Genomic DNA, 23591 nt, shown 5'->3' on the forward strand with positions numbered 1-23591 from the left:
ACGATTATGAAACAATTAATCGAAACAATTGTTAAGCCTCTTGTTGATTTTCCTGAAGATGTTCATGTGGATGTCTTGGAAGATGACTCGCGTATTACTTATCAACTATCCGTTAATAAAGCGGATATGGGGAAAGTAATTGGGAAACAGGGGCGCGTTGCAAAGGCCATTAGAACTGTTGTTTATGCAGCAGGATCATCACAACAAAAGAAAGTTTTTCTAGAAATTGGTGAATAGCTTTTTGCATCTAGATAAAAGGGAGGGATTGATTCCTCCCTTTTTTGCTACTCGAAAAGCGGAAGCGCCTAGGCGCTGAAGCTTGACAAATTCTCATAGTTCCTATTAAGAACACAGGGAGGCGGATCTATGTGCAGCTGATTCAAACTGTTGTGGTGAAGCAAGTGTTAACGGAGAAAAGTAAGGAAGACCTTTACGAAAAGTTCCATGGGAAAATGCTGCAGTTGAAAAAGGAATGTGATCAGCTTTTATTCGAGCTAAAGCGATTGGAAAAAACTAAAAGCTTTTCTCCGGAGGCACTAAAGAAAAAATTTGAAACAGAAATTCAAACGCGTAAAGAAAAAATCAAGCTTCTTGAGTTTCAAATCGAACAATTACATAACCTACCCTTAGGAAGTGAAATACAGGAAAGAGAAGTTCAGGCCCTCGTGGAAGTAAACGTTGGTGATAGATGGAATGAGAGCATCGAGCAATCAACAATCATTATCGAGGACGGAATTATTAAGGAAATTAAATAGAAGGTGACGTAATATGGAAAAATGGTTTAATGTTGGTAAAATCGTGAATACACAAGGGATTAAAGGCGAAGTGAGGGTAATATCTAAAACAGATTTCCCTGAAAAGCGCTACAAAGCCGGTAATGTTCTCTATCTATTTATGCCAAACTCGAAAACACCGATTGAACTAACGGTGAAAAGCCACCGAACACATAAGAATTTCGAGTTACTAACTTTTGAAGGATACAATAATATTAATGAGGTAGAGAAATTTCGAGATGGGATTTTAAAGGTACCTGAAACCCAACTCGGGGAATTAGAAGAAGACGAATTCTACTATCATGAAATTATCGGCTGCCTTGTTGCAACTACCAAGGGAGAGGAAATCGGAAAAGTGATTGAAATCCTTTCACCAGGAGCAAATGACGTTTGGGTGGTTAAAGGCCAGGGCGGCAAAGAAGTCCTTATCCCGTATATTCATGATGTCGTAAAAAAAGTAGATGTAAAAGAACAAGTCATCATTATCGAACCAATGGAAGGGTTACTTTCATGATGCAAATCGATATTCTGACATTGTTTCCAGAGATGTTTTCTGGGGTCTTTGGTCATTCTATTTTACAAAAAGCGGCTGAGAAATCTGCTGTTCAGTACAATGTCGTAAATTTCCGTGATTTTGCGGATAACAAACACTCTACTGTCGATGATTATCCATATGGCGGCGGTGCCGGCATGGTACTCAAACCGCAGCCGATATTTGACGCTGTTGCCTCTCTTCGAGAACAAGCAAAAAGTAATAATCCAAGGGTCATCCTGCTTTGCCCGCAAGGAGAGCGTTATGATCAGCGAAAAGCGGAGGAATTGGCTAAAGAAGAGCACTTAATTTTCATTTGCGGTCATTATGAGGGGTATGATGAACGGATCAGAGAACATGTCGTAACGGACGAAATATCGATTGGCGATTATGTCCTGACAGGTGGAGAACTGGGCGCGATGGTCGTCGTCGATAGTGTTGTCCGCTTGCTGCCAGAAGTACTAGGAAACGCGGAATCACATCAGAAGGATTCTTTTAGTACCGGTTTACTTGAACATCCTCACTATACAAGGCCGGCAGATTTTCGAGGGTTAAAGGTTCCAGATGTTCTTATGTCAGGTAATCATAAATTAATCGAAGAATGGCGCAATAAAGAGGCATTACGCCGAACACTAGTAAGAAGACCTGATTTATTAGATAAGATCGAACTAACACACGAACAAGAAAAGTGGCTAAAAGAAGTAAAAAAAGATTACGAGTAATATTGCAGGCTCGATATAATTATGTTATGATACATCTTGTGACTTGAGAACTGATCTTTTTTCAGTCGTAGTCTTATAACGATGTTCCGCTGCAATGGAATCGAAAGTAGATATGCATGAGCATCTGTTGGAAGGAGTTGAAAACGATGCAACAATTAATTAAAGAAATCACACAAGAACAACTTCGTACTGATCTTCCTAGCTTCCGTCCTGGTGACACTGTACGTGTACACGTAAAGGTTGTCGAGGGTACTCGTGAGCGTATTCAGTTATTTGAAGGTGTTGTGATTAAGCGTCGTGGTGGTGGAATTAGCGAAACTTTTACAGTACGTAAAGTTTCTTACGGAGTAGGCGTTGAACGTACTTTCCCAGTACACACACCAAAAATTGCGAAGCTAGAAGTAATTCGCCGCGGTAAAGTTCGCCGTGCTAAGCTTTACTACTTGCGTAACCTTCGTGGTAAAAAAGCTAGAATTAAAGAGATTCGATAATACGAAAAGAAAAGGGCTTGCTTGGGCAGGCTCTTTTTTTATACATAACCTTTCATTTTATGGTAAATGATATGTATCGAATTGTTTCACTGCAGGCTGTTTTTTATAATAAATTATTAAAGTTTGGTTAAAAAAATCATCCCATCGTGATAAAAAGGTTTAACTTATGTAAAATAGGCTTGATAAGACATTTTTTAATAGTGATTGGTGGGGAATTGAATGACAAAAAAGAAAAATGAATTGTGGGAATGGACGAAAGCGTTATTGATTGCGGTGGCACTTGCTGCAGTCATTCGATATTTTCTTTTTGCTCCAATCGTAGTGGACGGGCTTTCCATGATGCCGACATTAAAAGACCAAGATAGGATGATTGTGAATAAATTCAGCTACGAAATCGGGGCGCCTAAGCGATTCGATATTATCGTTTTTCACGCACCGGAGGGGAAAGATTACATAAAACGTGTTATTGGTCTTCCAGGTGATACACTTGAGTATAAGGATGATATCCTCTATATAAATGGAAAAGCGTATAAAGAGCCATATTTAGATGAATATAAGAAACAAGTAGAAGATGGTCCGCTAACAGGTTCATTCACCCTTGAAGAAAAAATAGGCCGTAAAACAGTGCCAAAAGGTGAATTGTTTGTAATGGGGGATAATCGCCGCTTCAGTAAGGATTCAAGGCATATTGGAACGGTTCCGTTGAGTAAAGTCATCGGGAAAACCAGTGTTGTATACTGGCCTTTAAAGGATGCCCACATTGTAACCGTTAAGGGGCAATAGTTTAAGCTTTAAAAAGGAGGTGGCGCTTTGACGATCCAATGGTTTCCGGGCCATATGGCCAAGGCTCGCAGAGAGGTCACGGAAAAATTAAAGCTGGTTGATATTATTTTTGAATTGGTGGATGCAAGAATTCCATATTCTTCAAGGAATCCAATGATAGATGAAATTATCCAGCATAAACCAAGACTAGTCTTATTAAATAAGGCCGACATGGCTGATAAAGAAGTTACCAGACAGTGGATTGCGTACTTTGCTGAAAAGGGAATTAAAGCTCTGGCCATTAATTCACAAGCAGGCGAAGGAATGAAAAATATTGTCCAGGCCTCAAACGAAATTCTAAAAGAGAAGTTTGATCGATTAAAGGCAAGAGGGGTAAAACCACGTGCGATTCGCGCGATGATTGTCGGTATTCCAAATGCAGGAAAATCTACGCTAATCAACCGTCTCGCCAAGAAAAACATTGCAAAAACGGGAAATACTCCGGGTGTAACGAAGGCGCAGCAGTGGATAAAAGTAGGAAAAGAACTGGAGCTGCTCGATACGCCAGGAATCTTATGGCCTAAATTTGAGGATCAGGAAGTTGGCATGAAGCTGGCAATCACAGGGGCAATCAAGGATACTTTATTAAATCTGCAGGATCTGACGGTTTACTCACTGCGATTTTTAGAAAAGACCTATCCAGAACGGTTAAAAGAACGCTACAAGCTCACAGAGATACCTGAGGATGTTGTAGCATTATTTGATCATATTGGGACGCTTAGAGGCTGTTTAATGGGCGGAGGCATGGTCGACTACGATAAAGTAGCTGAATTAGTAATCAGAGAAGTGCGATCAGAGAAATTTGGTCCACTCACTTTTGAAAGCCCAAAAGATATTACAGAACCAGTGGAAAACAAAAAATAAGCTCTCCCTTGGGAGGGCTTGATTTTTTTAATTTATAGACAAGGTGACTACATATGAAGAAGCTTTCAATTGCCCAAATAGAAGAAAAGCTGGCTGCTATTTTAGTAGAAACGGATTCCTTTATTGCTGAGCTCAAAAACGATGAGCGAAAAGGTGTCCAACAATGCTTGGCCAAATGGAAAAAACAGCGGGAGCAAGAAAAACGCCTGCAAGAAAAGTTCTTTGAAATGAATCATTTTGAACGAAAGGTACGGTCACAAGGCTTCAAGCTCATTGCAGGGGTGGATGAGGTAGGCAGGGGACCGCTCGCAGGCCCAGTTGTGACAGCCGCTGTTATTTTACCTGAAGACTTTTTCTTAGCTGGGATTGATGATTCGAAGAAACTAACTGAAAAAAAGCGTCAGGAATTCGCTGCCATTATAAAAAAAGAGGCAATCGCGTACAGCGTTGCGATGGTTCATGCCGAAGAAATTGATGAGATTAATATTTATGAAGCCACTAAGAAGGCTATGTATGCAGCAATTGTCTCCCTTGAGCCAAAACCTGATTTTTTACTGATTGATGCAATGAAGCTTGAAACCCCGTATCCGACAGAATCCATTATTAAAGGAGATGCCAAAAGCATCTCGATAGCGGCTGCTTCGATTGTTGCAAAGGTAGCAAGGGATACGTTAATGAAGGAACTATCGTTAAAATATCCTGTCTATGGGTTTCAACAAAACATGGGTTATGGGACAAAGGAGCATCTGCAAGCGATTCAACAGTACGGCATCACTCCGTACCATCGAAAAAGTTTTGCACCGGTAAAGGACTATATCAACATAATAATTTAAACGAACAACAGGTTCCGGCTTTTTTTTTTTATTATCGTGAAAAAATTGAAAAGTAGGGAAAAACCTGTGAAATCGGTTTCTTTCTCGTGCTCTTTTCAGAATATTTTAAAGATGAATATAATTTTAGTACGAAAAGGTAGACAAGGTTTGTATCATTATATAAAATGAAAACGGAGTCAATTTTTTGAAGAGTTTGATAGGAGGATGGGAAATGAATATCCATGAGTATCAAGGAAAAGAGATCCTCAAGCAATTCGGGGTATCTGTTCCAAACGGAAAAGTGGCATTCACGGTTGAAGAAGCAGTAGAAGCTGCTAAAGAACTAGGCACACAGGTATGTGTAGTTAAAGCGCAAATCCATGCGGGCGGACGGGGAAAAGCCGGTGGAGTAAAAGTTGCGAAAAACCTTGATGAGGTTCGTACATATGCAAATGAAATCCTCGGAAAAACTCTAGTTACACACCAAACTGGTCCTGAGGGTAAAGAAGTAAAACGCCTCCTAATTGAAGAGGGCTGCGACATTAAAAAAGAATACTATGTTGGTCTAGTACTAGACCGTTCCACTTCACGTGTCGTGTTAATGGCCTCTGAAGAAGGCGGTACTGAGATTGAAGAAGTAGCAGCGAATACACCGGAGAAAATTTTTAAAGAGGAAATCGACCCAGCTATTGGCTTACAGCCATTTCAAGCACGTCGGATTGCCTTTAATATTAATATTCCAACCGAATTAGTCAACCAAGCTGTTAAGTTCATGATGGGCTTATATAATGCCTATATTGAAAAAGATTGCTCAATTGCCGAAATTAACCCGTTAGTAGTAACAGGTGACGGCAAGGTTATGGCATTGGATGCTAAATTAAACTTTGATTCGAATGCTCTATATCGCCAAAAAGATGTCTTAGCCTATCGTGACCTTGAAGAAGAAGATGCAAAGGAGATCGAAGCATCTAAATATGACTTAAGCTATGTTGCCCTAGATGGAAATATCGGCTGTATGGTTAACGGTGCAGGACTAGCGATGTCCACAATGGATATCATTAAACATTACGGCGGCGATCCGGCCAACTTCCTTGATGTTGGGGGCGGCGCAACTGCTGAAAAAGTTACAGAAGCATTCAAAATTATCCTTTCAGATCCAAATGTAAAAGGTATTTTTGTAAATATCTTTGGTGGAATCATGAAGTGTGACGTCATTGCTGAGGGTGTTGTAGAAGCAGCTAAGCAGGTTGGACTATCGGTTCCGCTTGTTGTTCGTTTAGAAGGAACCAATGTTGACTTAGGTAAGAAAATTCTTGCTGAGTCAAGCGTTGAAATTATTGCTGCTGAATCCATGGCTGACGGTGCACAAAAAATCGTTTCATTAGTCAAATAGGATCTAAAGAAAGGGGAATTCACGTGAGCGTTTTTATTAATAAAGATACAAAGGTTATTGTACAAGGTATTACAGGCGGAACGGCCCGTTTCCATACAAAGCAAATGCTTGAATACGGTACGAAAATTGTCGGCGGTACATCACCAGGTAAGGCCGGTCAAGAAGTCGAAGGTGTACCTGTTTTTAACACAGTAAGAGATGCGGTTGACGCGACAGGTGCAAATGCTTCTGTTATCTATGTTCCAGCTCCATTTGCAGCCGACTCTATTATTGAAGCGGTTGATGCTGAACTAGATCTTGTTATTTGTATTACAGAGCATATTCCAGTATTAGACATGGTAAAAGTTAAACGTTACATGGAAGGCAAAAAGACTCGTTTAGTTGGTCCAAACTGCCCAGGTGTGATTACAGCTGATGAATGTAAAATTGGGATTATGCCTGGATATATTCATACAAAAGGCCATGTCGGTGTTGTTTCCCGTTCGGGTACCTTAACATATGAGGCTGTTCATCAATTAACGCAAGCTGGTTTAGGTCAAACGACAGCAGTCGGAATCGGCGGAGACCCAGTAAATGGTACCAACTTCATTGATGTTTTAAAAGCATTTAATGAAGACCCAGAAACCTATGCTGTTATTATGATTGGTGAAATTGGCGGTACGGCAGAGGAAGAAGCAGCTGAATGGGTAAAAGCGAACATGACTAAACCTGTTGTTGGCTTCATCGGCGGTCGTACAGCACCTCCAGGAAAAAGAATGGGCCATGCAGGTGCAATCATTTCAGGTGGGAAAGGTACAGCTGATGAAAAGATTCGCATCATGAACGAATGCGGTATTAAAGTTGCTGATACCCCGTCTGTTATGGGTGAAACTTTAATTGAAGTATTAAAAGAACAAGGTCTATACGAAAAGTGTAAGACTCACTAAGATGGTTAGCAGATAGTCCCTCAAATTTTGAGGGACTATTTATGATAAATTAATAATATGGAGGTTTTTAATTATGGATGAGTTTAAAGAAAAATTTATTCATTTACTGCATTACCCCAATATCTCCTGGAAAACCGTCTTTCAAATGTTGAAAAAAGATCCATCACTCCAGCCAGTTTACCGAGCACCCTTTTCAACCATGCCTTCTAACCCAATCTACCCAGCGGTTTCCCACGATTCCCCGTTAACTTCGGTTACTTCTTTTTCTTCTGAAAGCATTCACGAACAAATCCGACAATACAAAACCAATGACATTGATGTCATCACGATTTTTGATAAAGAGTATCCTCGTATCTTAAAAGAAATCTATCAGCCGCCATGGGCCTTATACGCAAAGGGTGACATTGCCCTATTAGAAAAAGAACCGAAACTTGCGGTTGTTGGATCCCGTCAGGCCACACCATACGGTAAAAAAGCAATCCGGCACATTTTTCCTGACTTGATCCATCAGGATATTCTGATTGTCAGCGGACTGGCAACCGGAATAGACGCCCTAGCCCATGAAGAGACCATTAAACTAGACGGAAAGACCATTGGCGTTATTGCCGGAGGGCTTTACCATATCTATCCCAAAGAGAATTTGCCTCTCGCTGTAAAAATGATGCAAACGCAGCTAGTACTCTCGGAATACCCCCCTGATACCAAGCCGCTAAGATGGCATTTTCCGGCACGCAATCGAATTATTAGCGGATTATCCACTGGAACGTTTATTATAGAAGCAAAGCGGAAAAGTGGGTCGCTGATTACCGCTAACTATGCCGTCCATGAAGGAAGAGATGTATTTTCATTACCTGGAAGCATTTTTAATCCCTGCTCTGAAGGGGCGAATGAATTGATTCAGCAAGGTGCAAAACTGGTTAGCTGCGCAAAGGACATCTTGGAAGAGTTAAAATATAACCCTATACAGTAGGTGAGAAACTTACCAATAATAAAGCCGTATTAGCAGGTATTTTTAATTAAATGGAGAAATTACCTAAAAAAGGTTGCAAAAATTTCTATTATGTTATACATTTTCCAACAGATGTTAAAATACTAATAAATACATCCATTTTTAAAAAAATGAATAGAATAAAAAATGTCAAATACTATGATAATTACCATATGGTTTAAAAATTTTGGGATAAGGCAGTTTTGTAAAGTATTTTCTCCGGTTAAATGTGTAAAAACTGGAATTTAGGAAAACTTCTCAAATAGTAAGCATCTTAGAATCAGGCTTTTGCCGTATTCAAGGCGCTTTTACACTTTCCCTCTTAAGGAGGATATAGAATGGCAGCAGAATTTCTAGTAATTGTTGAGTCGCCTGCAAAAGCGAAAACAATAGAACGCTATTTAGGAAATAAGTATAAAGTAAAAGCTTCGATGGGACATGTCCGCGATTTGCCGCGCAGTCAAATGGGAGTAAATGTTGAAAATAGTTATGAACCAAAATATATAACCATTCGGGGGAAGGGACCGGTATTAAAGGATTTAAAAACAGCGGCCAAAAAGGCAAAAAAAGTCTATCTCGCAGCTGACCCGGATCGTGAAGGGGAAGCAATTGCCTGGCATTTAGCTCATAGTTTAGACGTAGATGTCCATTCCGATTGCCGCGTCGTTTTTAATGAAATTACCAAGGATGCGATTAAGGAATCTTTCAAGCATCCACGTCCCATTAATATGGACCTTGTTGATGCCCAGCAGGCCCGAAGGATATTAGACAGACTTGTCGGATACAATATCAGCCCGCTATTTTGGAAAAAGGTGAAAAAGGGGCTAAGTGCAGGTCGAGTTCAATCAGTCGCAGTCCGGTTAATTATCGATCGTGAAAAGGAAATCAAAGATTTCAATCCGGAAGAATATTGGACGATTGAAGGAGAGTTCTTAAAGGGCAAGGACCAGTTTAGCGGAGCTTTCTACTCATTAGCAGGACATGAAAAAAATGAACTAAAGTCCGAAGCGGATGTTCAAGCCGTCTTGAAAGAGATGAAGGGGAATAAGTTCAAGGTCAACTCAGTGAGCAAGAAAGAACGACGCAGAAATCCTGCACCGCCTTTTATTACTTCCTCCCTTCAGCAGGAAGCAGCCCGAAAGTTAAACTTTCGTGCCAAGAAAACAATGATGCTCGCTCAACAGCTGTATGAAGGGATTGAGCTTGGCAAGGAAGGTACTGTTGGTCTTATTACCTATATGAGAACGGACTCCACACGAATTTCAGAAATAGCTCAAGCAGAGGCTGCGGGCTATATCAAAGCAGAATTCGGTGAAGAGTTTTTAAAGAATGACCAAAGAAAAGAAAAAAAACAAACGAATGCTCAGGATGCCCATGAAGCGATCCGCCCGACAAGTACCTTACGCGACCCCAACAGTTTAAAAGAATATCTCTCTCGTGACCAGCTGAGATTATACAAGTTAATTTGGGAGCGGTTCCTTGCCAGTCAAATGGCACAAGCTGTTATGGATACTATGAGTGTTGACCTGCAAAATGGCAATGTCATCTTCCGGGCTACAGGCTCTAAGATCAAGTTTCCAGGTTTTATGAAGGTCTATGTCGAAGGCACGGATGACCAAGTGGATGGTCCGAATAAAATGCTTCCAGACCTAAAAGAAGGCGATGAGGTGTTTAAGAAGGATATTGATCCAAAACAACATTTCACTCAGCCGCCTCCGCGTTATACAGAAGCAAGACTTGTAAAAACCTTAGAAGAACTGGGGATTGGCCGTCCATCAACATATGCACCAACATTGGATACGATTCAAAAGCGAGGCTATGTTGCATTGGATAATAAACGTTTTGTACCAACAGAACTCGGCGAAATTGTTCATGAATTAATGGTCGAGTTTTTCCCAGAGATTCTTGATGTAGAATTCACGGCCAAAATGGAGCAGGGATTAGATAATGTCGAAGAAGGTAAAGTCAAATGGGTACAGGTTATAGATGAATTTTACCGGGATTTCGAGGTCCATCTAGAAAAAGCAGAAAAAGAAATGCAATCCGTCGAAATTAAAGATGAGCCTGCGGGTGAGGATTGCGAAAACTGTGGCAGTCCAATGGTATTCAAAATGGGCCGTTACGGAAAATTCATGGCATGCAGTAATTTCCCTGATTGCCGCAATACAAAGGCGATTGTGAAAGAGATCGGTGTAACGTGTCCAACCTGTAAGGAAGGACAGATCATTGAACGGAAAAGTAAGAAAAAAAGATTGTTTTACGGCTGTACGAATTATCCTTCATGTGAATTTATCTCATGGGATAAGCCGCTTCCGAGACCTTGCCCGAAATGTGAAGGCTTGCTAGTGGAAAAGAAATTAAAAAAGGGCGTTCAAGTGCAGTGTGTTAATTGTGATTATAAGGAAGAGCCGCAAAGCTAAGAGTGGGGAAAACCCACTCTTTTGTTTTGGTACGTGGTTGATTGAGTTCCATATGTCCTCAAGTGGTCGTGAGGTTAGTAGAAGGTTGGATGGGTGGGGAATTGTCCTCATGTAGCGGTCATGGGGACAAATAAAGGTCGATTACCGTAAAAAATTGTCCTTATAAAGTGGTCATGGGGACAGATGAAAGCCGATTGCTGTAAAAGCTGTCCACATGAAGCGGTCATGAGGACAGAAGAAGGGCCGAATGGGGTAAAAGCTGTCCACAAAAAGAGGTCATGAGGACAGAAGAAAGCCGAATGGGGTGAAAATTGTCCTCATAAAGCGGTCATGAGGACACATAAAGGTTGGATGGGATAAACATTGTTCTCATATAGCCATAGCCCAACAAACGTGTCGGATCCCCTATTTTTCATAATCCAATCGTTGTGGTAGATAAAAAGCCGCCTTCTAACTTCTTGTTTGTCTCTCTACTCGATTCGAAAAGTGGTTTGAAATTTTTTTACAAAAACAAAAAACTTTTTTGTTCCTCAATCGTATAGTACAATGCAAGATGGACTTATCATGAGGGCAAGGTATATTTATAGTACTTTTTAATCCAAAATGGTTACTAGTATAAATATTGCAGGAAATTGAGGAGGTACTTATTTGAAAGATGTAACGATCAATGTGATTGGCGCTGGTCTAGCTGGAAGTGAAGCAGCTTGGCAGATCGCTAAACGCGGAGTAAAAGTAAGACTGTATGAAATGCGGCCAGTGAAGCAAACACCGGCTCACCATACCGATAAATTTGCCGAGTTAGTTTGCAGTAATTCGCTCAGGGCCAATACTTTAACGAATGCGGTCGGAGTTTTAAAAGAAGAAATGAGAAAACTTGATTCAGTGATTATCGCCGCCGCTGATGCATGTTCGGTCCCAGCTGGAGGAGCATTGGCAGTAGACCGTCATGAGTTTGCCGCAAAAGTAACAGAGATGGTGAAGAATCATGAAAATGTAACGGTAATTAATGAAGAAGTGACTGAGATTCCTGAAGGTCCAACCGTTATTGCAACAGGCCCGCTAACGAGTGAAGCTCTATCAGGACAATTAAAGGGTTTGACAGGCGAAGATTATCTGTACTTTTATGATGCTGCAGCCCCAATCCTAGAAAAAGACAGCATTAATATGGACAAGGTTTATTTAAAGTCACGCTATGATAAGGGGGAAGCCGCTTATTTGAATTGTCCGATGACAGAAGAAGAATTTAATACCTTCTATGAGGCCCTTATCACAGCAGAGACTGCTCCTACAAAAGAATTTGAAAAAGAAGTCTTTTTTGAGGGCTGTATGCCAATCGAAGTAATGGCGTCCAGAGGGAAAAAAACGATGCTATTTGGTCCATTAAAACCTGTCGGACTAGAAGATCCAAAAACTGGCAAGAGACCATTTGCGGTGGTCCAACTTCGACAAGATGATGCTGCCGGGACGCTTTTCAATATTGTTGGTTTTCAGACACATTTAAAGTGGGGGGCCCAAAAGGAAGTTATCCGCCTGATTCCGGGTCTAGAAAATGCTGAAATCATCCGCTATGGTGTTATGCACCGAAACACGTTTATTAATTCACCTAAAGTTCTAAAGGCTACCTATCAATTCCGAAATCGGGAGGATTTATTTTTCGCCGGTCAAATGACAGGGGTTGAAGGCTATGTTGAATCTGCTGCCAGCGGCTTAATAGCTGGAATTAACGCGGCTCGGCTAGCAATCGGAGAGGAGACAGTTGAGTTTCCTGCCGACACAGCGATTGGCAGCATGGCACGTTATATTACAACTGCTAATCCTGAAAATTTCCAGCCTATGAATGCAAACTTTGGTCTATTTCCGGAACTGCCAGTGAAAATAAAAGGTAAACAGGAAAGAAATTTACAACATGCCAATCGAGCGTTAGAAACAATTCAGAACTTTGTGAAAGTTTTGTAAAATTTATTGCAAGGGCTATAGAAGTATGTTACGATTTACTAGCCCTTGTCAGTTTAAATAGTATGTTAATTGTGAATGTTTTATTAAACATATTTACGGAGTGTTTACAAATTGTAAGCTATTCCGCAAAATGACAATTGAACCATTAATAACTTGTTTTCAGTGACTTTCTTTATTCTCATCAATAAGTGGGATTAGGTACCCAGCTCTTACATATCACTCAAACTTTTTAACGGAAATTACTCCAAAGGGAGGAAAATTTAATGAATCAATTTCATGCGACTACAATATTTGCAATCCACCATAACGGTGAATGCTCTATGTCCGGTGATGGCCAGGTGACTTTTGGCAATGCAGTTGTAATGAAACACACTGCCAGAAAAGTAAGAAAGATATTTAATGGTAAGGTATTGGCGGGATTCGCTGGTTCTGTTGCTGATGCGTTCACTCTTTTTGAATTGTTTGAAGGAAAGTTAGAGGAATATAACGGCAATCTTCAAAGAGCTGCAGTCGAGCTTGCTAAAGAATGGAGAAATGATAAGATGCTTCGCAAATTGGAAGCGATGTTAATTGTCATGAATCGTGAAAGCTTGCTATTAGTTTCCGGAACCGGTGAAGTGATTGAGCCTGACGATGGGATTCTTGCGATCGGCTCAGGTGGGAATTATGCATTGGCCGCTGGCCGTTCATTAAAGAAATATGCAGGCGAACATTTGTCTGCAAAAGAAATTGCAAAAGCTTCTTTAGAAATAGCTGCGGAAATATGTGTATATACCAATCACAACATTATCGTTGAAGAGCTGTAACCGGAAGGAGACGGAAAAAATGGTAAAAACTACGGATTTAACTCCCCGACAAATTGTTGAGAAACTTGATCAATATATTATTGGACAAAAGGATGCTAAGAAAGCTGTTGCTGTTGCATTAAGGAACCGTTACAGAAGGGGCCTTTTAAATGATAAGCTTCGTGAAGAAATCATACCAAAAAACATTTTGATGATCGGTCCTACCGGGGTAGGTAAAACGGAAATTGCCAGACGCATGGCTAAACTTGTCGGTGCTCCGTTTATTAAGGTGGAAGCAACTAAATTCACAGAAGTTGGTTATGTTGGGCGTGATGTAGAATCTATGGTGCGCGATCTTGCGGAAACCTCTGTTCGTTTAGTGAAAGAAGAGCGTATGCAAAGTGTCAAGGAACGAGCTGAAGAGAATGCAAACAGCAGGCTAGTTGATTTACTTGTTCCGTCAGCTAAAAAAGCAACGAACTATAAAAATCCACTTGAAATGTTATTCGGCGGCGGCAATTCTTCGTCTGAGCCGGACACACAGCAAGAAGATTTTTCAGCACAGGAAAAGCGGAAGATTGTCAAAGAAAAGCTTGCTCTTGGACAATTAGAAGATGAAATTGTAACAGTTGAGGTAGAAGAGCAAACGCCTTCGATGTTCGATATGCTGCAAGGTTCAGGAATTGAACAAATGGGTATGAATATGCAAGATGCCCTAAGTAGTTTTATGCCGAAAAAACGGAAGAAGAGAAAACTTACCGTTCGTGAAGCTAGGAATGTATTAACAAGTGAAGAAGCTGCAAAGCTGATTGATATGGATGAAGTTTCATCCGAGGCAATCTATCGCGCCGAACAAACAGGAATCATTTTTATAGATGAAATCGATAAAATTGCCAGCAAAAATTCTGGCGGTTCATCGGCAGATGTTTCGCGTGAGGGTGTCCAACGGGATATCCTGCCAGTGGTTGAGGGCTCAACGGTTGTTACAAAATACGGCTCCATTAAAACTGATCATATTTTGTTTATAGCAGCAGGTGCTTTTCATATTGCGAAGCCATCGGATTTAATTCCGGAACTTCAAGGACGTTTTCCAATTCGTGTTGAACTCACTAAGTTAACAGTGGAAGATTTCTTTAGAATTTTAATTGAACCTGATAATGCTTTAATTAAACAATATCAAGCATTATTGGAAACAGAAGGTATACAAATTGAATTTTCTGACGATGCTATTCGTAGAATAGCTGAGGTAGCGTTTGAAGTGAATCAAAATACCGATAATATTGGGGCTAGACGTCTTCATACCATACTGGAAAAGCTGTTAGAGGATTTATCCTTTGAAGCTCCAGACATTACGATGGAGAAAATTATGATCACGCCGCAGTATGTGGATGATAAGCTTGGGGCTATTTCGAAGAATAAAGATTTAAGCCAATTCATTCTTTAGGAATGCTGCTTTTTTGAATTTTTCAGGAGATGCCATTCTTAAATGATACTCATACTAGAAAAATGTTTTACTAAAAAATTTAATAATGGTTGTAGTTACTAGGAGGAAGAAACAGATGGATTTACTTACAAAAACTAGACGTATTAATGTTTTACTACAGAAGGCAGCAGGCAAGCCTGTTAATTTCAAAGAAATGTCGGAAACGTTAAGCGAGACGATTGAAGCAAATGTTTACATCGTAAGCCGCCGCGGTAAGCTTTTAGGTTTTTCAATTTATCAACAAATTGAGAACGAACGAATGAAAAAAATGTTTGAGGATCGTCAATTTCCAGAGGAATATACAAAAGGCTTGTTTAATATTCAAGAAACTTCTTCAAATTTGGATATTGAAAGCCAATATACTGCATTCCCTGTAGAAAATAGAGATTTATTTAAAGAAGGTTTAACAACGATTGTTCCAATTATTGGCGGTGGGGAACGCCTGGGTACATTAATTCTTGCAAGACTGCAAGAAAAATTCCATGACGATGATTTAATTCTCGCCGAATATGGTGCTACTGTTGTAGGGATGGAGATTCTGCGTGAAAAGTCCGAAGAGATTGAAGAAGAGGCAAGAAGCAAAGCGGTTGTACAAATGGCAATCAGTTCATTGTCTTATAGTGAATTAGAGGCAATCGAACATATTTTTGAAGAATTAAATGGCCATGAGGGCTTGTTGGTTGCTTCAAAAATTGCTGACCGGGTTGGAATCACACGTTCAGTTATTGTAAATGCCCTAAGAAAGCTTGAAAGTGCAGGGGTTATTGAATCACGTTCTCTTGGTATGAAAGGTACGTATATTAAGGTCCTTAACGATAAATTCCTTGTAGAGCTTGATAAATTAAGACAACACTAATCAACGATCCCCAATTTGAAAGAATTGGGGTTTTTATTTTTTTAAAAGTATTTCTTGATTGTTAAAGTTACTTATGCTATATTATTTCATGGTGTTAATACACACGCTTGTTGATTTAAATGGATGGTGCTGATTCTTTCAGTTTCTATTTAAAAATGAGATGAGCGGAGGAAAACAAAAACCACTAGGAGGAAAAAACACATGTCAGTTATTTCAATGAAACAATTGCTTGAAGCTGGTGTACATTTCGGACACCAAACTCGCCGTTGGAACCCTAAGATGAAGAAATATATCTTCACTGAGCGTAACGGTATTTACATTATCGACCTTCAAAAAACAGTTAAAAAGGTTGAAGAAGCTTATAACTGGGTAAAAGATCTTGCTGGTAACGGCGGAACGATTCTTTTTGTTGGTACTAAAAAACAAGCTCAAGATTCTGTTAAAGAAGAAGCAGCTCGTTCTGGTATGTACTATGTTAACCAACGTTGGTTAGGTGGTACATTAACAAACTTCGAAACAATCCAAAAGCGTATTGGCCGCTTAAAAGATATTGAAAGAATGTCAGAAGACGGTACTTTTGAAGTATTACCTAAGAAAGAAGTTGTTCAACTTAAGAAAGAACAAGAGCGTCTTGAAAAATTCCTAGGCGGAATTAAAGACATGAAACAACTTCCTGATGCACTTTTCATCATCGACCCTCGTAAAGAGCGTATCGCAGTTGCAGAGGCTAAAAAGTTAAACATTCCTATCGTAGGTATTGTTGACACGAACTGTGATCCAGACGAAATCGATGTTGTTATCCCAGCTAACGATGATGCAATTCGTGCAGTTAAACTATTAACTGGTAAAATGGCGGATGCAATCCTTGAAGCGAAACAAGGCGAAGAAGTAGCACAAGAAGCGTAAGATTCAAAAGGTGATAAGAGGGAGACCCTTTATCACCTTTTTTTAAGAAATGTTTATCTTGAGAATGAATGGCTAAGATATAGTATAGTACATAGTTTAAAAGGAGGAATTTTAAATGGCAGTTACTGCTCAAATGGTTAAAGAACTTCGTGAAAAAACAGGCGCAGGCATGATGGACTGTAAAAAAGCACTTACTGAAACAGACGGTGATATGGACAAAGCAATCGACTTCTTACGTGAGAAAGGGATCGCTAAAGCAGCTAATAAGGCAGACCGTATTGCAGCTGAAGGTTTAACTTCAGTTGTAACAGCAGGAAACGATGCAGTTATTCTTGAAGTAAACTCTGAAACAGACTTCGTTGCGAAAAATGAAGGCTTCCAAACTCTTGTTCAAGAGCTTGCGTCACACTTATTAAAAAACAAGCCAGCTACTGTTGAAGAAGCATTAGCTCAAACAATGGAAAACGGAGCAACTGTTGCTGATCACATCAACGCTGCTATCGCAAAAATCGGAGAAAAGCTTTCCCTTCGCCGTTTTACAATCGTATCTAAGACTGACAATGATGCTTTTGGTGCTTACATCCACATGGGCGGCCGAATCAGCGTATTAACCGTTCTTGAAGGTACTACAGAAGAAAGTGCTGCGAAAGATGTTTCTATGCATATCACTGCGTTAAGACCTAAATATGTATCTCGTGATCAAGTATCTTCAGAAGAAGTTGAGCATGAGCGTCAAGTATTAACACAACAAGCACTTAACGAAGGCAAGCCAGAAAACATTGTAGCAAAAATGGTAGAAGGCCGTCTTGGCAAATACTTTGAAGATGTATGTCTTCTTGATCAAACTTTCGTTAAAAACCCTGACCAAAAAGTTCGTCAATTCGTTGAGTCTAAGGGCGCAACTGTACGTGAGTTCGTACGTTACGAAGTAGGCGAAGGTATTGAAAAGAAAGAAGACAACTTCGCAGAAGAAGTTATGAATCAAGTAAATAAAAAATAAGTCAAATATTCTCTAGCTTAAAAACAAATGCTATATGGGAATGGTACTGTTATAGTTTTTTAATAGGGGACACGGTGTGTTCCCTATTTTTAAAGGGAAATATATAATAAAAATATCTAGCTCGAGCCCCTAATCAAGGCGCTTACGCTTTAAAATAATACATACGGAGGTTTATATGAGCGGTCCAAAATACAAAAGAGTGGTTTTAAAATTAAGTGGGGAAGCACTTGCTGGAGAGTCCAGTTTTGGAATTAAACCTTCTGTTATTAAGTCAATTGCTGAACAGGTAAAAGAAGTAGCAGAACTAGGTGTTGAAGTAGCTGTTGTCGTGGGCGGAGGTAATATATGGCGCGGTAAAATTGGCAGTGAAATGGGAATGGATAGAGCCACTGCTGATTATATGGGCATGCTTGCAACAGTGATGAATTCTTTAGCTTTACAAGATAGCTTAGAGCAATTAGGAATACAATCCCGTGTCCAAACATCAATTGAAATGCGTCAGGTTGCTGAACCATATATCAGACGCAAGGCGATGAGACACTTAGAAAAACAAAGGGTTGTGATCTTTGCAGCAGGTACAGGTAATCCTTACTTCTCCACAGATACAACAGCAGCATTAAGGGCAGCGGAGATTGATGCGGAAGTGATTCTCATGGCCAAAAACAATGTTGATGGTGTTTATTCAGCAGATCCTAGAATTGATCCAAATGCCACTAAGTATGAAGATCTTACCTTCTTAGATGTCATTAAGGAAGGATTAGCGGTTATGGATTCAACAGCTTCTTCACTATGTATGGATAATGATATTCCGCTCATTGTTTTCTCCATTATGGAACAAGGAAATATAAAAAAAGCTGTTATGGGTGAAAAAATTGGAACAATCGTTAGGGGGAAAAATTAATGCCAAAACAAGTCATCGCTTCAACTAAAGATCGTATGACCAAAGCAATCCAAGCTTATACTCGTGAGCTTGCAAGTATTCGTGCCGGACGGGCGAGCGCCTCATTATTAGATCGTATTACAGTTGATTATTATGGAGCGCCTACACCCGTCAATCAAGTTGCGGGGATTAGCACTCCAGAAGCACGTTTACTTGTAATTCAGCCATACGATAAGTCAATTCTAGGTGATATTGAAAAAGCAATCTTAAAATCTGATTTAGGTTTAAATCCAACGAATGATGGTTCGATTATTCGCATTGCGATTCCACAATTGACTGAAGAACGTCGGAAAGAACTCGTCAAGGTGGTAAAAAAAGAAGCAGAAGAAGCAAAAATAGCGATTCGTAACATTCGACGTGATGGAAACGATGATTTGAAAAAGCTAGAGAAAAATGGGGAAATTACAGAAGATGCGCTTCGTGGTTACTCTGATGATATCCAGAAGCTTACGGATGAGTTCATTCAAAAAGTCGATCAAATCACGAAAGATAAAGAAAAAGAAATTTTAGAAGTGTAATTAATCGGTGATGGCAGTTAAAAGACCCTCTTTAAAAGGGGGTTTTTTCTCTATTTTTTTATGATTCCAGACTGTCCCTAAAATTTTCTGAACATTATTCTTAATTACTGTTATTTTACATAGGTTATTATTAGAGATATCTTTAAGGTTTTTTGGTATGATAATATCATCTAACCAGAAGATACTTTTACATATTTGGATAAGTGAATCCATGGTTTATTATCGGAGGATATGATTAATTAACCTGAGGAGCAATGTTATGTTGAATAAATTTGGGCTTTGGAAGAAGCCGGCTAACTCTTCCACACTCCGAGATAAAATAGAAGAAATAAAAGAATCACCTGTTCCTGAACATGTTGCTATTATTATGGACGGTAATGGACGCTGGGCTAAAAAAAGGGCTTTACCACGTATTGCAGGTCACCACGAAGGCATGAAAGTTGTTCGAAAGACAACCATGCTTGCGAACAATCTCGGAATCAAGGCCTTAACCTTATATGCCTTTTCTACTGAGAACTGGAAACGTCCAAAAAATGAAGTGGAATATATTATGAAGCTTCCGGAAGAATTTTTAGGTACTTTTCTTCCTGAACTGATTGAAAATAATGTTCAAGTTAAAATGATGGGATATAAAGATCAATTGCCGTCACATACACTCCGCGCAATCGAGAAAGCGGTCGAAGAAACAAAAGATAATACAGGCCTGGTCCTGAATTTTGCCTTAAATTATGGAAGCAGGGCGGAAATCCTCGATGCTGTAAAACAAATTATAAATGATAGCAAAAATGGCATACTGAAGGATACAGAACTAGATGAACAAGTCTTTTCCTCCTATTTAATGAGTTCCGATTTTCCAGATCCCGATCTGTTGATCCGAACAAGCGGGGAAATCCGCTTAAGTAACTTTATGCTTTGGCAATTAGCATATTCGGAATTTTGGTTTACAGACGTATTATGGCCTGATTTTAATGAAGAGTATTTCCTGGAAGCAATTGAAGCTTATCAAAAACGTCAGCGCAGGTTTGGCGGAATCTAAAGTATACCTCTCTTTAAAACATAAAAGGTGTTGAACTAGTAGATGAAGCAAAGAGTTATTACTGGAGTGGTAGCAGCGGCATTATTTTTGCCCATTGTATTTTATGGCGGACTTCCTTTTGTTCTGTTAACGTACATTCTTGCTACAATAGGGTTATATGAACTATTGAAAATGAAACAATTAAGTATCTTTTCGGTTCATGGACTACTATCGCTTTTATTTTTATGGGTGATTATTTTTCCTAAGCAATATCAACATGTTCTCTCGGATTTTTATTATTCGAAAACAGAGATCGCGATTATATTTATTTTGTTGTTTTTAGCCTATACGGTTGTTACAAAAAATCGATTTACCTTTGAAGATGTCTCATTTTGTATACTATCGGCGATTTATGTAGGAATTGGGTTTTACTTTTTTATTGAAACCCGCGAAGCAGGACTTGTTTATGTTTTTTATTCCCTATTTATCATTTGGGCCACAGACTCTGGCGCTTATTTTGTTGGCAAAGCAATGGGAAAAAACAAACTATGGCCTGAAATTAGTCCCAACAAAACAGTAGAAGGATCATTAGGCGGTGTTGTATGTGCTGTAATCGTGGGAATATTATTTTCGTTATTTTCCACGACCATCCCTGTAGGCCTGGTTACTTTAATGGGAATTACCGTTGTTCTTTCTGTTTTTGGACAAATAGGCGACCTTGTCCAATCTGCTTTTAAACGTCATTTTAACGTAAAGGATTCAGGAAACATTCTTCCAGGTCATGGGGGGATTCTTGATCGCTTTGATAGCTTATTATTTGTATTGCCATTATTAAACCTATTCCATCTTTGGACATAGTGGCGGTTCTTTTTACTTATTAGGAGTTGAAACACTTGAAGACAATTAGTTTATTAGGTGCTACGGGTTCAGTAGGAATCCAAACGATTGATATCATTCGTGAGCACTGTAACGAATTTCAACTAGCAGCATTTTCAGTTGGAAAAAATATTGAATTAGCACGTAAATTAATTATTGAATTTAAACCACTGCTTGTCTCTGTGCAGGAATCTAGTGATTGTGCTTTATTAAGAGCAGAATACCCGAACACTAAGTTTACTTTTGGCAATGAAGGATTGATTGAGGTAGCTGTCTTTGAAAAGTCAGATATCCTTGTCAATGCTGTCCTTGGCAGTGTAGGACTGCATCCCACATTACAAGCCATTGAATGCGGAAAAGTCATTGCAATCGCGAATAAAGAAACGTTAGTTACTGCAGGACATTTAGTAATAGAAGCGGCTAAACGAAATAATGTACCGCTCCTCCCTGTTGACAGCGAACATTCTGCCATTTTTCAAGCTTTGCAAGGAGAAATGGATAAAAATATTGAAAGATTAATCTTAACAGCATCTGGCGGCAGTTTCCGTGACCGTACCCGGGCGGAGCTAAAGGATGTGACCGTAGAACAGGCGTTAAACCATCCGAACTGGTCGATGGGTGCGAAAATTACCATTGATTCAGCGACAATGATGAATAAAGGGTTAGAGGTAATCGAAGCACATTGGTTGTTTGGAGTTCCATTTGAAAAAATAGATGTTTTGCTGCACAAAGAAAGTATTATTCATTCAATGGTAGAATTTCATGACTCTAGCATTATTGCTCAATTGGGAACACCAGATATGAGAGTGCCAATCCAATATGCACTGACCTACCCGGACCGGCTTCCGCTGCACTCGACTAATCGGTTGAATCTTGCGGAAGTGGGTAAGCTGCATTTTGAGGAAATGGATTTAAAACGTTTCCGCTGCTTAGATTTTGCCTATCATGCTGGTAAAATAGGCGGCACCATGCCAACGGTGCTAAATGCAGCGAACGAAGCGGCAGTGGCTGCTTTCTTAAAAGGGAAAATACGTTTCTTACAGATTGAGGATTTCATTGAACAAGCATTAAATAAACATCAAGTCATTGAAAATCCAAGTTTAGCTATAATAGAAGAAGTTGACAAAGAGACTCGTCAGTTTGTACACTCACTTCTATAGGAATGATCCTTCCCTATCCTGAAAAAAGGTGGTTATGTCATTGACTACAGTTATTGCCTTCATAGTGATTTTTGGCGCACTGGTCTTCTTCCATGAATTCGGACATTTCTTTTTTGCAAAAAGAGCGGGTATTCTCTGCCGTGAATTTGCGATTGGGATGGGACCAAAGGTGTTTACTCATAAAAAAGGAGAAACTACCTATACCATCCGTCTATTACCGATCGGCGGCTTCGTCCGAATGGCAGGTGAAGATCCGGAAATGGTCGAAATTAAGCCTGGTTACCGGATTGGACTTATGTTTGATAAGCAAGAAAACGTCAATAAAATCATTTTAAATAATAAAGAGAAATATCCTAAAGCAAGGATTGTTGAAGTCGAGTATGCTGATATTGAAAAGGATTTAATCATAAAAGGATATCCGGAAGACGAAAACGAAAGTTTACAGACCTTCTCCATTGATCCTAAAGCAGTGATTGTTGAAAATGGGATTGAATCACAAATTGCCCCAATTGACCGTCAATTTGGATCTAAAACTTTACCACAAAGATTTATGGCCATTTTTGCGGGTCCTATGATGAATTTTGTTTTAGCATTCGTTTTGTTTATAATCATTGCTTTGTTACAAGGTGTGCCATCGAATGACCCTAAATTAGGCGTCATTACTCCTGATGGAGCTGCAAAATCGGCAGGTCTCCAGAAAGGGGATATTGTCCAAAGTATTAATGATTCGGAAATTTCAAGCTGGTCAGATGTAGTCGAAATTATCCGGAAAAACCCAAATAAAAAACTCGATTTCTCCATCGTTCGAAATGGAAAAGAAAAAGAAATTGAAGTAACTCCGCTTGAAAAGACAGTTGATGGCGATAAAATGGGGATTATCGGTGTTTATAGCCCTGTCGAAAAATCACCTGTTCAAGCTGTGAAATCTGGATTTACCGAGACCTACTTCTGGACAAAGCAAATATTTGTTATGCTAGGTAAGTTGGTTACAGGTCAATTTTCAATTGATGCCCTATCAGGTCCGGTTGGAATCTATAAGTCCACAGATGAAGTAGCCAAATCAGGAATCTTTTATTTAATGAAGTGGGCTGGTATATTAAGCATTAACTTGGGAATTATGAACTTACTGCCAATTCCTGCCCTTGATGGTGGAAGGTTAATGTTCTTTGCAGTTGAAGCGGTTAGAGGAAAACCAATTGACAGACAAAAGGAAGGAATGGTCCATTTTATCGGCTTTGCTCTCCTTATGCTGCTCATGCTGGTAGTTACCTGGAATGATATCCAGCGATTTTTTCTATAAATGATCAAGTAAATTTGTTATCCTTAATAAGGATCGCCTAGACGCGGTCCTTG

Annotated in this window: 24 protein-coding genes; all 24 read left to right on the forward strand. The window is 39.6% G+C overall.

Features of this window, described 5'->3' with window-relative positions:
- Window positions 1-6: 6 nt before the first annotated feature.
- Window positions 7-237 carry a KH domain-containing protein gene (locus J7E81_RS03645; RefSeq protein ID WP_215040763.1) on the forward strand — a complete coding sequence of 77 codons (231 nt, stop codon included), beginning with the start codon at window positions 7-9 and terminating at the stop codon, window positions 235-237.
- Window positions 238-368: 131 nt separating this feature from the next.
- Complete coding sequence (locus J7E81_RS03650) at window positions 369-755, forward strand: YlqD family protein (RefSeq protein ID WP_215040764.1); 387 nt, start codon at window positions 369-371, stop codon at window positions 753-755.
- 13 nt (window positions 756-768) lie between these two features.
- Window positions 769-1287 carry a ribosome maturation factor RimM gene (rimM, locus tag J7E81_RS03655; protein ID WP_215040765.1) on the forward strand — a complete coding sequence of 173 codons (519 nt, stop codon included), beginning with the start codon at window positions 769-771 and terminating at the stop codon, window positions 1285-1287.
- Window positions 1287-2027 (forward strand): tRNA (guanosine(37)-N1)-methyltransferase TrmD, encoded by a 741-nt coding sequence (trmD, locus tag J7E81_RS03660; RefSeq protein WP_215041203.1) that lies wholly within the window; start codon window positions 1287-1289, stop codon window positions 2025-2027. Before rimM ends, trmD begins: the two co-directional genes overlap by 1 nt.
- 146 nt (window positions 2028-2173) lie before the next feature.
- The gene (gene rplS, locus J7E81_RS03665) at window positions 2174-2518 is read left to right on the forward strand and encodes a 50S ribosomal protein L19 (RefSeq protein ID WP_098528730.1); all 345 of its coding nucleotides are present in this window, start codon (window positions 2174-2176) and stop codon (window positions 2516-2518) included.
- A 219-nt stretch (window positions 2519-2737) separates the two neighbouring features.
- Window positions 2738-3301, forward strand: a complete 564-nt coding sequence (gene lepB / locus J7E81_RS03670) for a signal peptidase I (RefSeq protein ID WP_215040766.1) — start codon at window positions 2738-2740, stop codon at window positions 3299-3301.
- Between the two features lie 27 nt (window positions 3302-3328).
- The gene (ylqF, locus tag J7E81_RS03675) at window positions 3329-4204 is read left to right on the forward strand and encodes a ribosome biogenesis GTPase YlqF (protein WP_215040767.1); all 876 of its coding nucleotides are present in this window, start codon (window positions 3329-3331) and stop codon (window positions 4202-4204) included.
- Between the two features lie 53 nt (window positions 4205-4257).
- Window positions 4258-5037, forward strand: coding sequence for a ribonuclease HII (locus tag J7E81_RS03680; protein ID WP_215040768.1), 780 nt, complete (start codon window positions 4258-4260; stop codon window positions 5035-5037).
- A 211-nt stretch (window positions 5038-5248) separates the two neighbouring features.
- A complete protein-coding gene (gene sucC, locus J7E81_RS03685) occupies window positions 5249-6409 on the forward strand; it encodes an ADP-forming succinate--CoA ligase subunit beta (RefSeq protein WP_215040769.1) in 1161 nt (386 codons plus the stop codon).
- 23 nt (window positions 6410-6432) lie between these two features.
- Window positions 6433-7335, forward strand: coding sequence for a succinate--CoA ligase subunit alpha (gene sucD / locus J7E81_RS03690; RefSeq protein WP_215040770.1), 903 nt, complete (start codon window positions 6433-6435; stop codon window positions 7333-7335).
- Window positions 7336-7408: 73 nt separating this feature from the next.
- Window positions 7409-8305 (forward strand): DNA-processing protein DprA, encoded by an 897-nt coding sequence (gene dprA, locus J7E81_RS03695; RefSeq protein WP_215040771.1) that lies wholly within the window; start codon window positions 7409-7411, stop codon window positions 8303-8305.
- Window positions 8306-8661: 356 nt separating this feature from the next.
- On the forward strand, window positions 8662-10743 hold the full coding sequence (topA, locus tag J7E81_RS03700) for a type I DNA topoisomerase (RefSeq protein ID WP_215040772.1): 2082 nt from the start codon (window positions 8662-8664) through the stop codon (window positions 10741-10743).
- A gap of 648 nt (window positions 10744-11391) precedes the next feature.
- A complete protein-coding gene (gene trmFO / locus J7E81_RS03705) occupies window positions 11392-12699 on the forward strand; it encodes an FADH(2)-oxidizing methylenetetrahydrofolate--tRNA-(uracil(54)-C(5))-methyltransferase TrmFO (protein ID WP_215040773.1) in 1308 nt (435 codons plus the stop codon).
- A 263-nt stretch (window positions 12700-12962) separates the two neighbouring features.
- Window positions 12963-13505 (forward strand): ATP-dependent protease subunit HslV, encoded by a 543-nt coding sequence (hslV, locus tag J7E81_RS03710; RefSeq protein ID WP_101647429.1) that lies wholly within the window; start codon window positions 12963-12965, stop codon window positions 13503-13505.
- A 19-nt stretch (window positions 13506-13524) separates the two neighbouring features.
- Complete coding sequence (gene hslU, locus J7E81_RS03715; RefSeq protein ID WP_215040774.1) at window positions 13525-14928, forward strand: ATP-dependent protease ATPase subunit HslU; 1404 nt, start codon at window positions 13525-13527, stop codon at window positions 14926-14928.
- A gap of 115 nt (window positions 14929-15043) precedes the next feature.
- Window positions 15044-15823, forward strand: coding sequence for a GTP-sensing pleiotropic transcriptional regulator CodY (codY, locus tag J7E81_RS03720; protein WP_215040775.1), 780 nt, complete (start codon window positions 15044-15046; stop codon window positions 15821-15823).
- Window positions 15824-16024: 201 nt separating this feature from the next.
- Entirely contained in the window at window positions 16025-16729 is a 705-nt protein-coding gene (rpsB, locus tag J7E81_RS03725; protein WP_098528709.1) for a 30S ribosomal protein S2, read from the forward strand.
- A gap of 115 nt (window positions 16730-16844) precedes the next feature.
- On the forward strand, window positions 16845-17729 hold the full coding sequence (tsf, locus tag J7E81_RS03730) for a translation elongation factor Ts (protein WP_215040776.1): 885 nt from the start codon (window positions 16845-16847) through the stop codon (window positions 17727-17729).
- A 175-nt stretch (window positions 17730-17904) separates the two neighbouring features.
- Window positions 17905-18630: a UMP kinase gene (gene pyrH, locus J7E81_RS03735; RefSeq protein WP_215040777.1), complete on the forward strand. Its 726-nt coding sequence runs from the start codon at window positions 17905-17907 to the stop codon at window positions 18628-18630.
- Window positions 18630-19187, forward strand: coding sequence for a ribosome recycling factor (gene frr / locus J7E81_RS03740; RefSeq protein ID WP_215040778.1), 558 nt, complete (start codon window positions 18630-18632; stop codon window positions 19185-19187). Before pyrH ends, frr begins: the two co-directional genes overlap by 1 nt.
- 259 nt (window positions 19188-19446) lie before the next feature.
- On the forward strand, window positions 19447-20223 hold the full coding sequence (locus J7E81_RS03745) for an undecaprenyl pyrophosphate synthase (protein WP_215040779.1): 777 nt from the start codon (window positions 19447-19449) through the stop codon (window positions 20221-20223).
- 42 nt (window positions 20224-20265) lie between these two features.
- The gene (locus J7E81_RS03750; RefSeq protein WP_215040780.1) at window positions 20266-21060 is read left to right on the forward strand and encodes a phosphatidate cytidylyltransferase; all 795 of its coding nucleotides are present in this window, start codon (window positions 20266-20268) and stop codon (window positions 21058-21060) included.
- Between the two features lie 35 nt (window positions 21061-21095).
- Window positions 21096-22238 carry a 1-deoxy-D-xylulose-5-phosphate reductoisomerase gene (gene dxr / locus J7E81_RS03755; RefSeq protein ID WP_215040781.1) on the forward strand — a complete coding sequence of 381 codons (1143 nt, stop codon included), beginning with the start codon at window positions 21096-21098 and terminating at the stop codon, window positions 22236-22238.
- Between the two features lie 40 nt (window positions 22239-22278).
- Entirely contained in the window at window positions 22279-23538 is a 1260-nt protein-coding gene (gene rseP, locus J7E81_RS03760) for an RIP metalloprotease RseP (RefSeq protein WP_215040782.1), read from the forward strand.
- Window positions 23539-23591 lie beyond the last annotated feature (53 nt).

Origin of the sequence: Bacillus sp. ISL-18, from assembly GCF_018613415.1 — a bacterium.
Classification (GTDB): Bacteria; Bacillota; Bacilli; order Bacillales; family Cytobacillaceae; genus Neobacillus.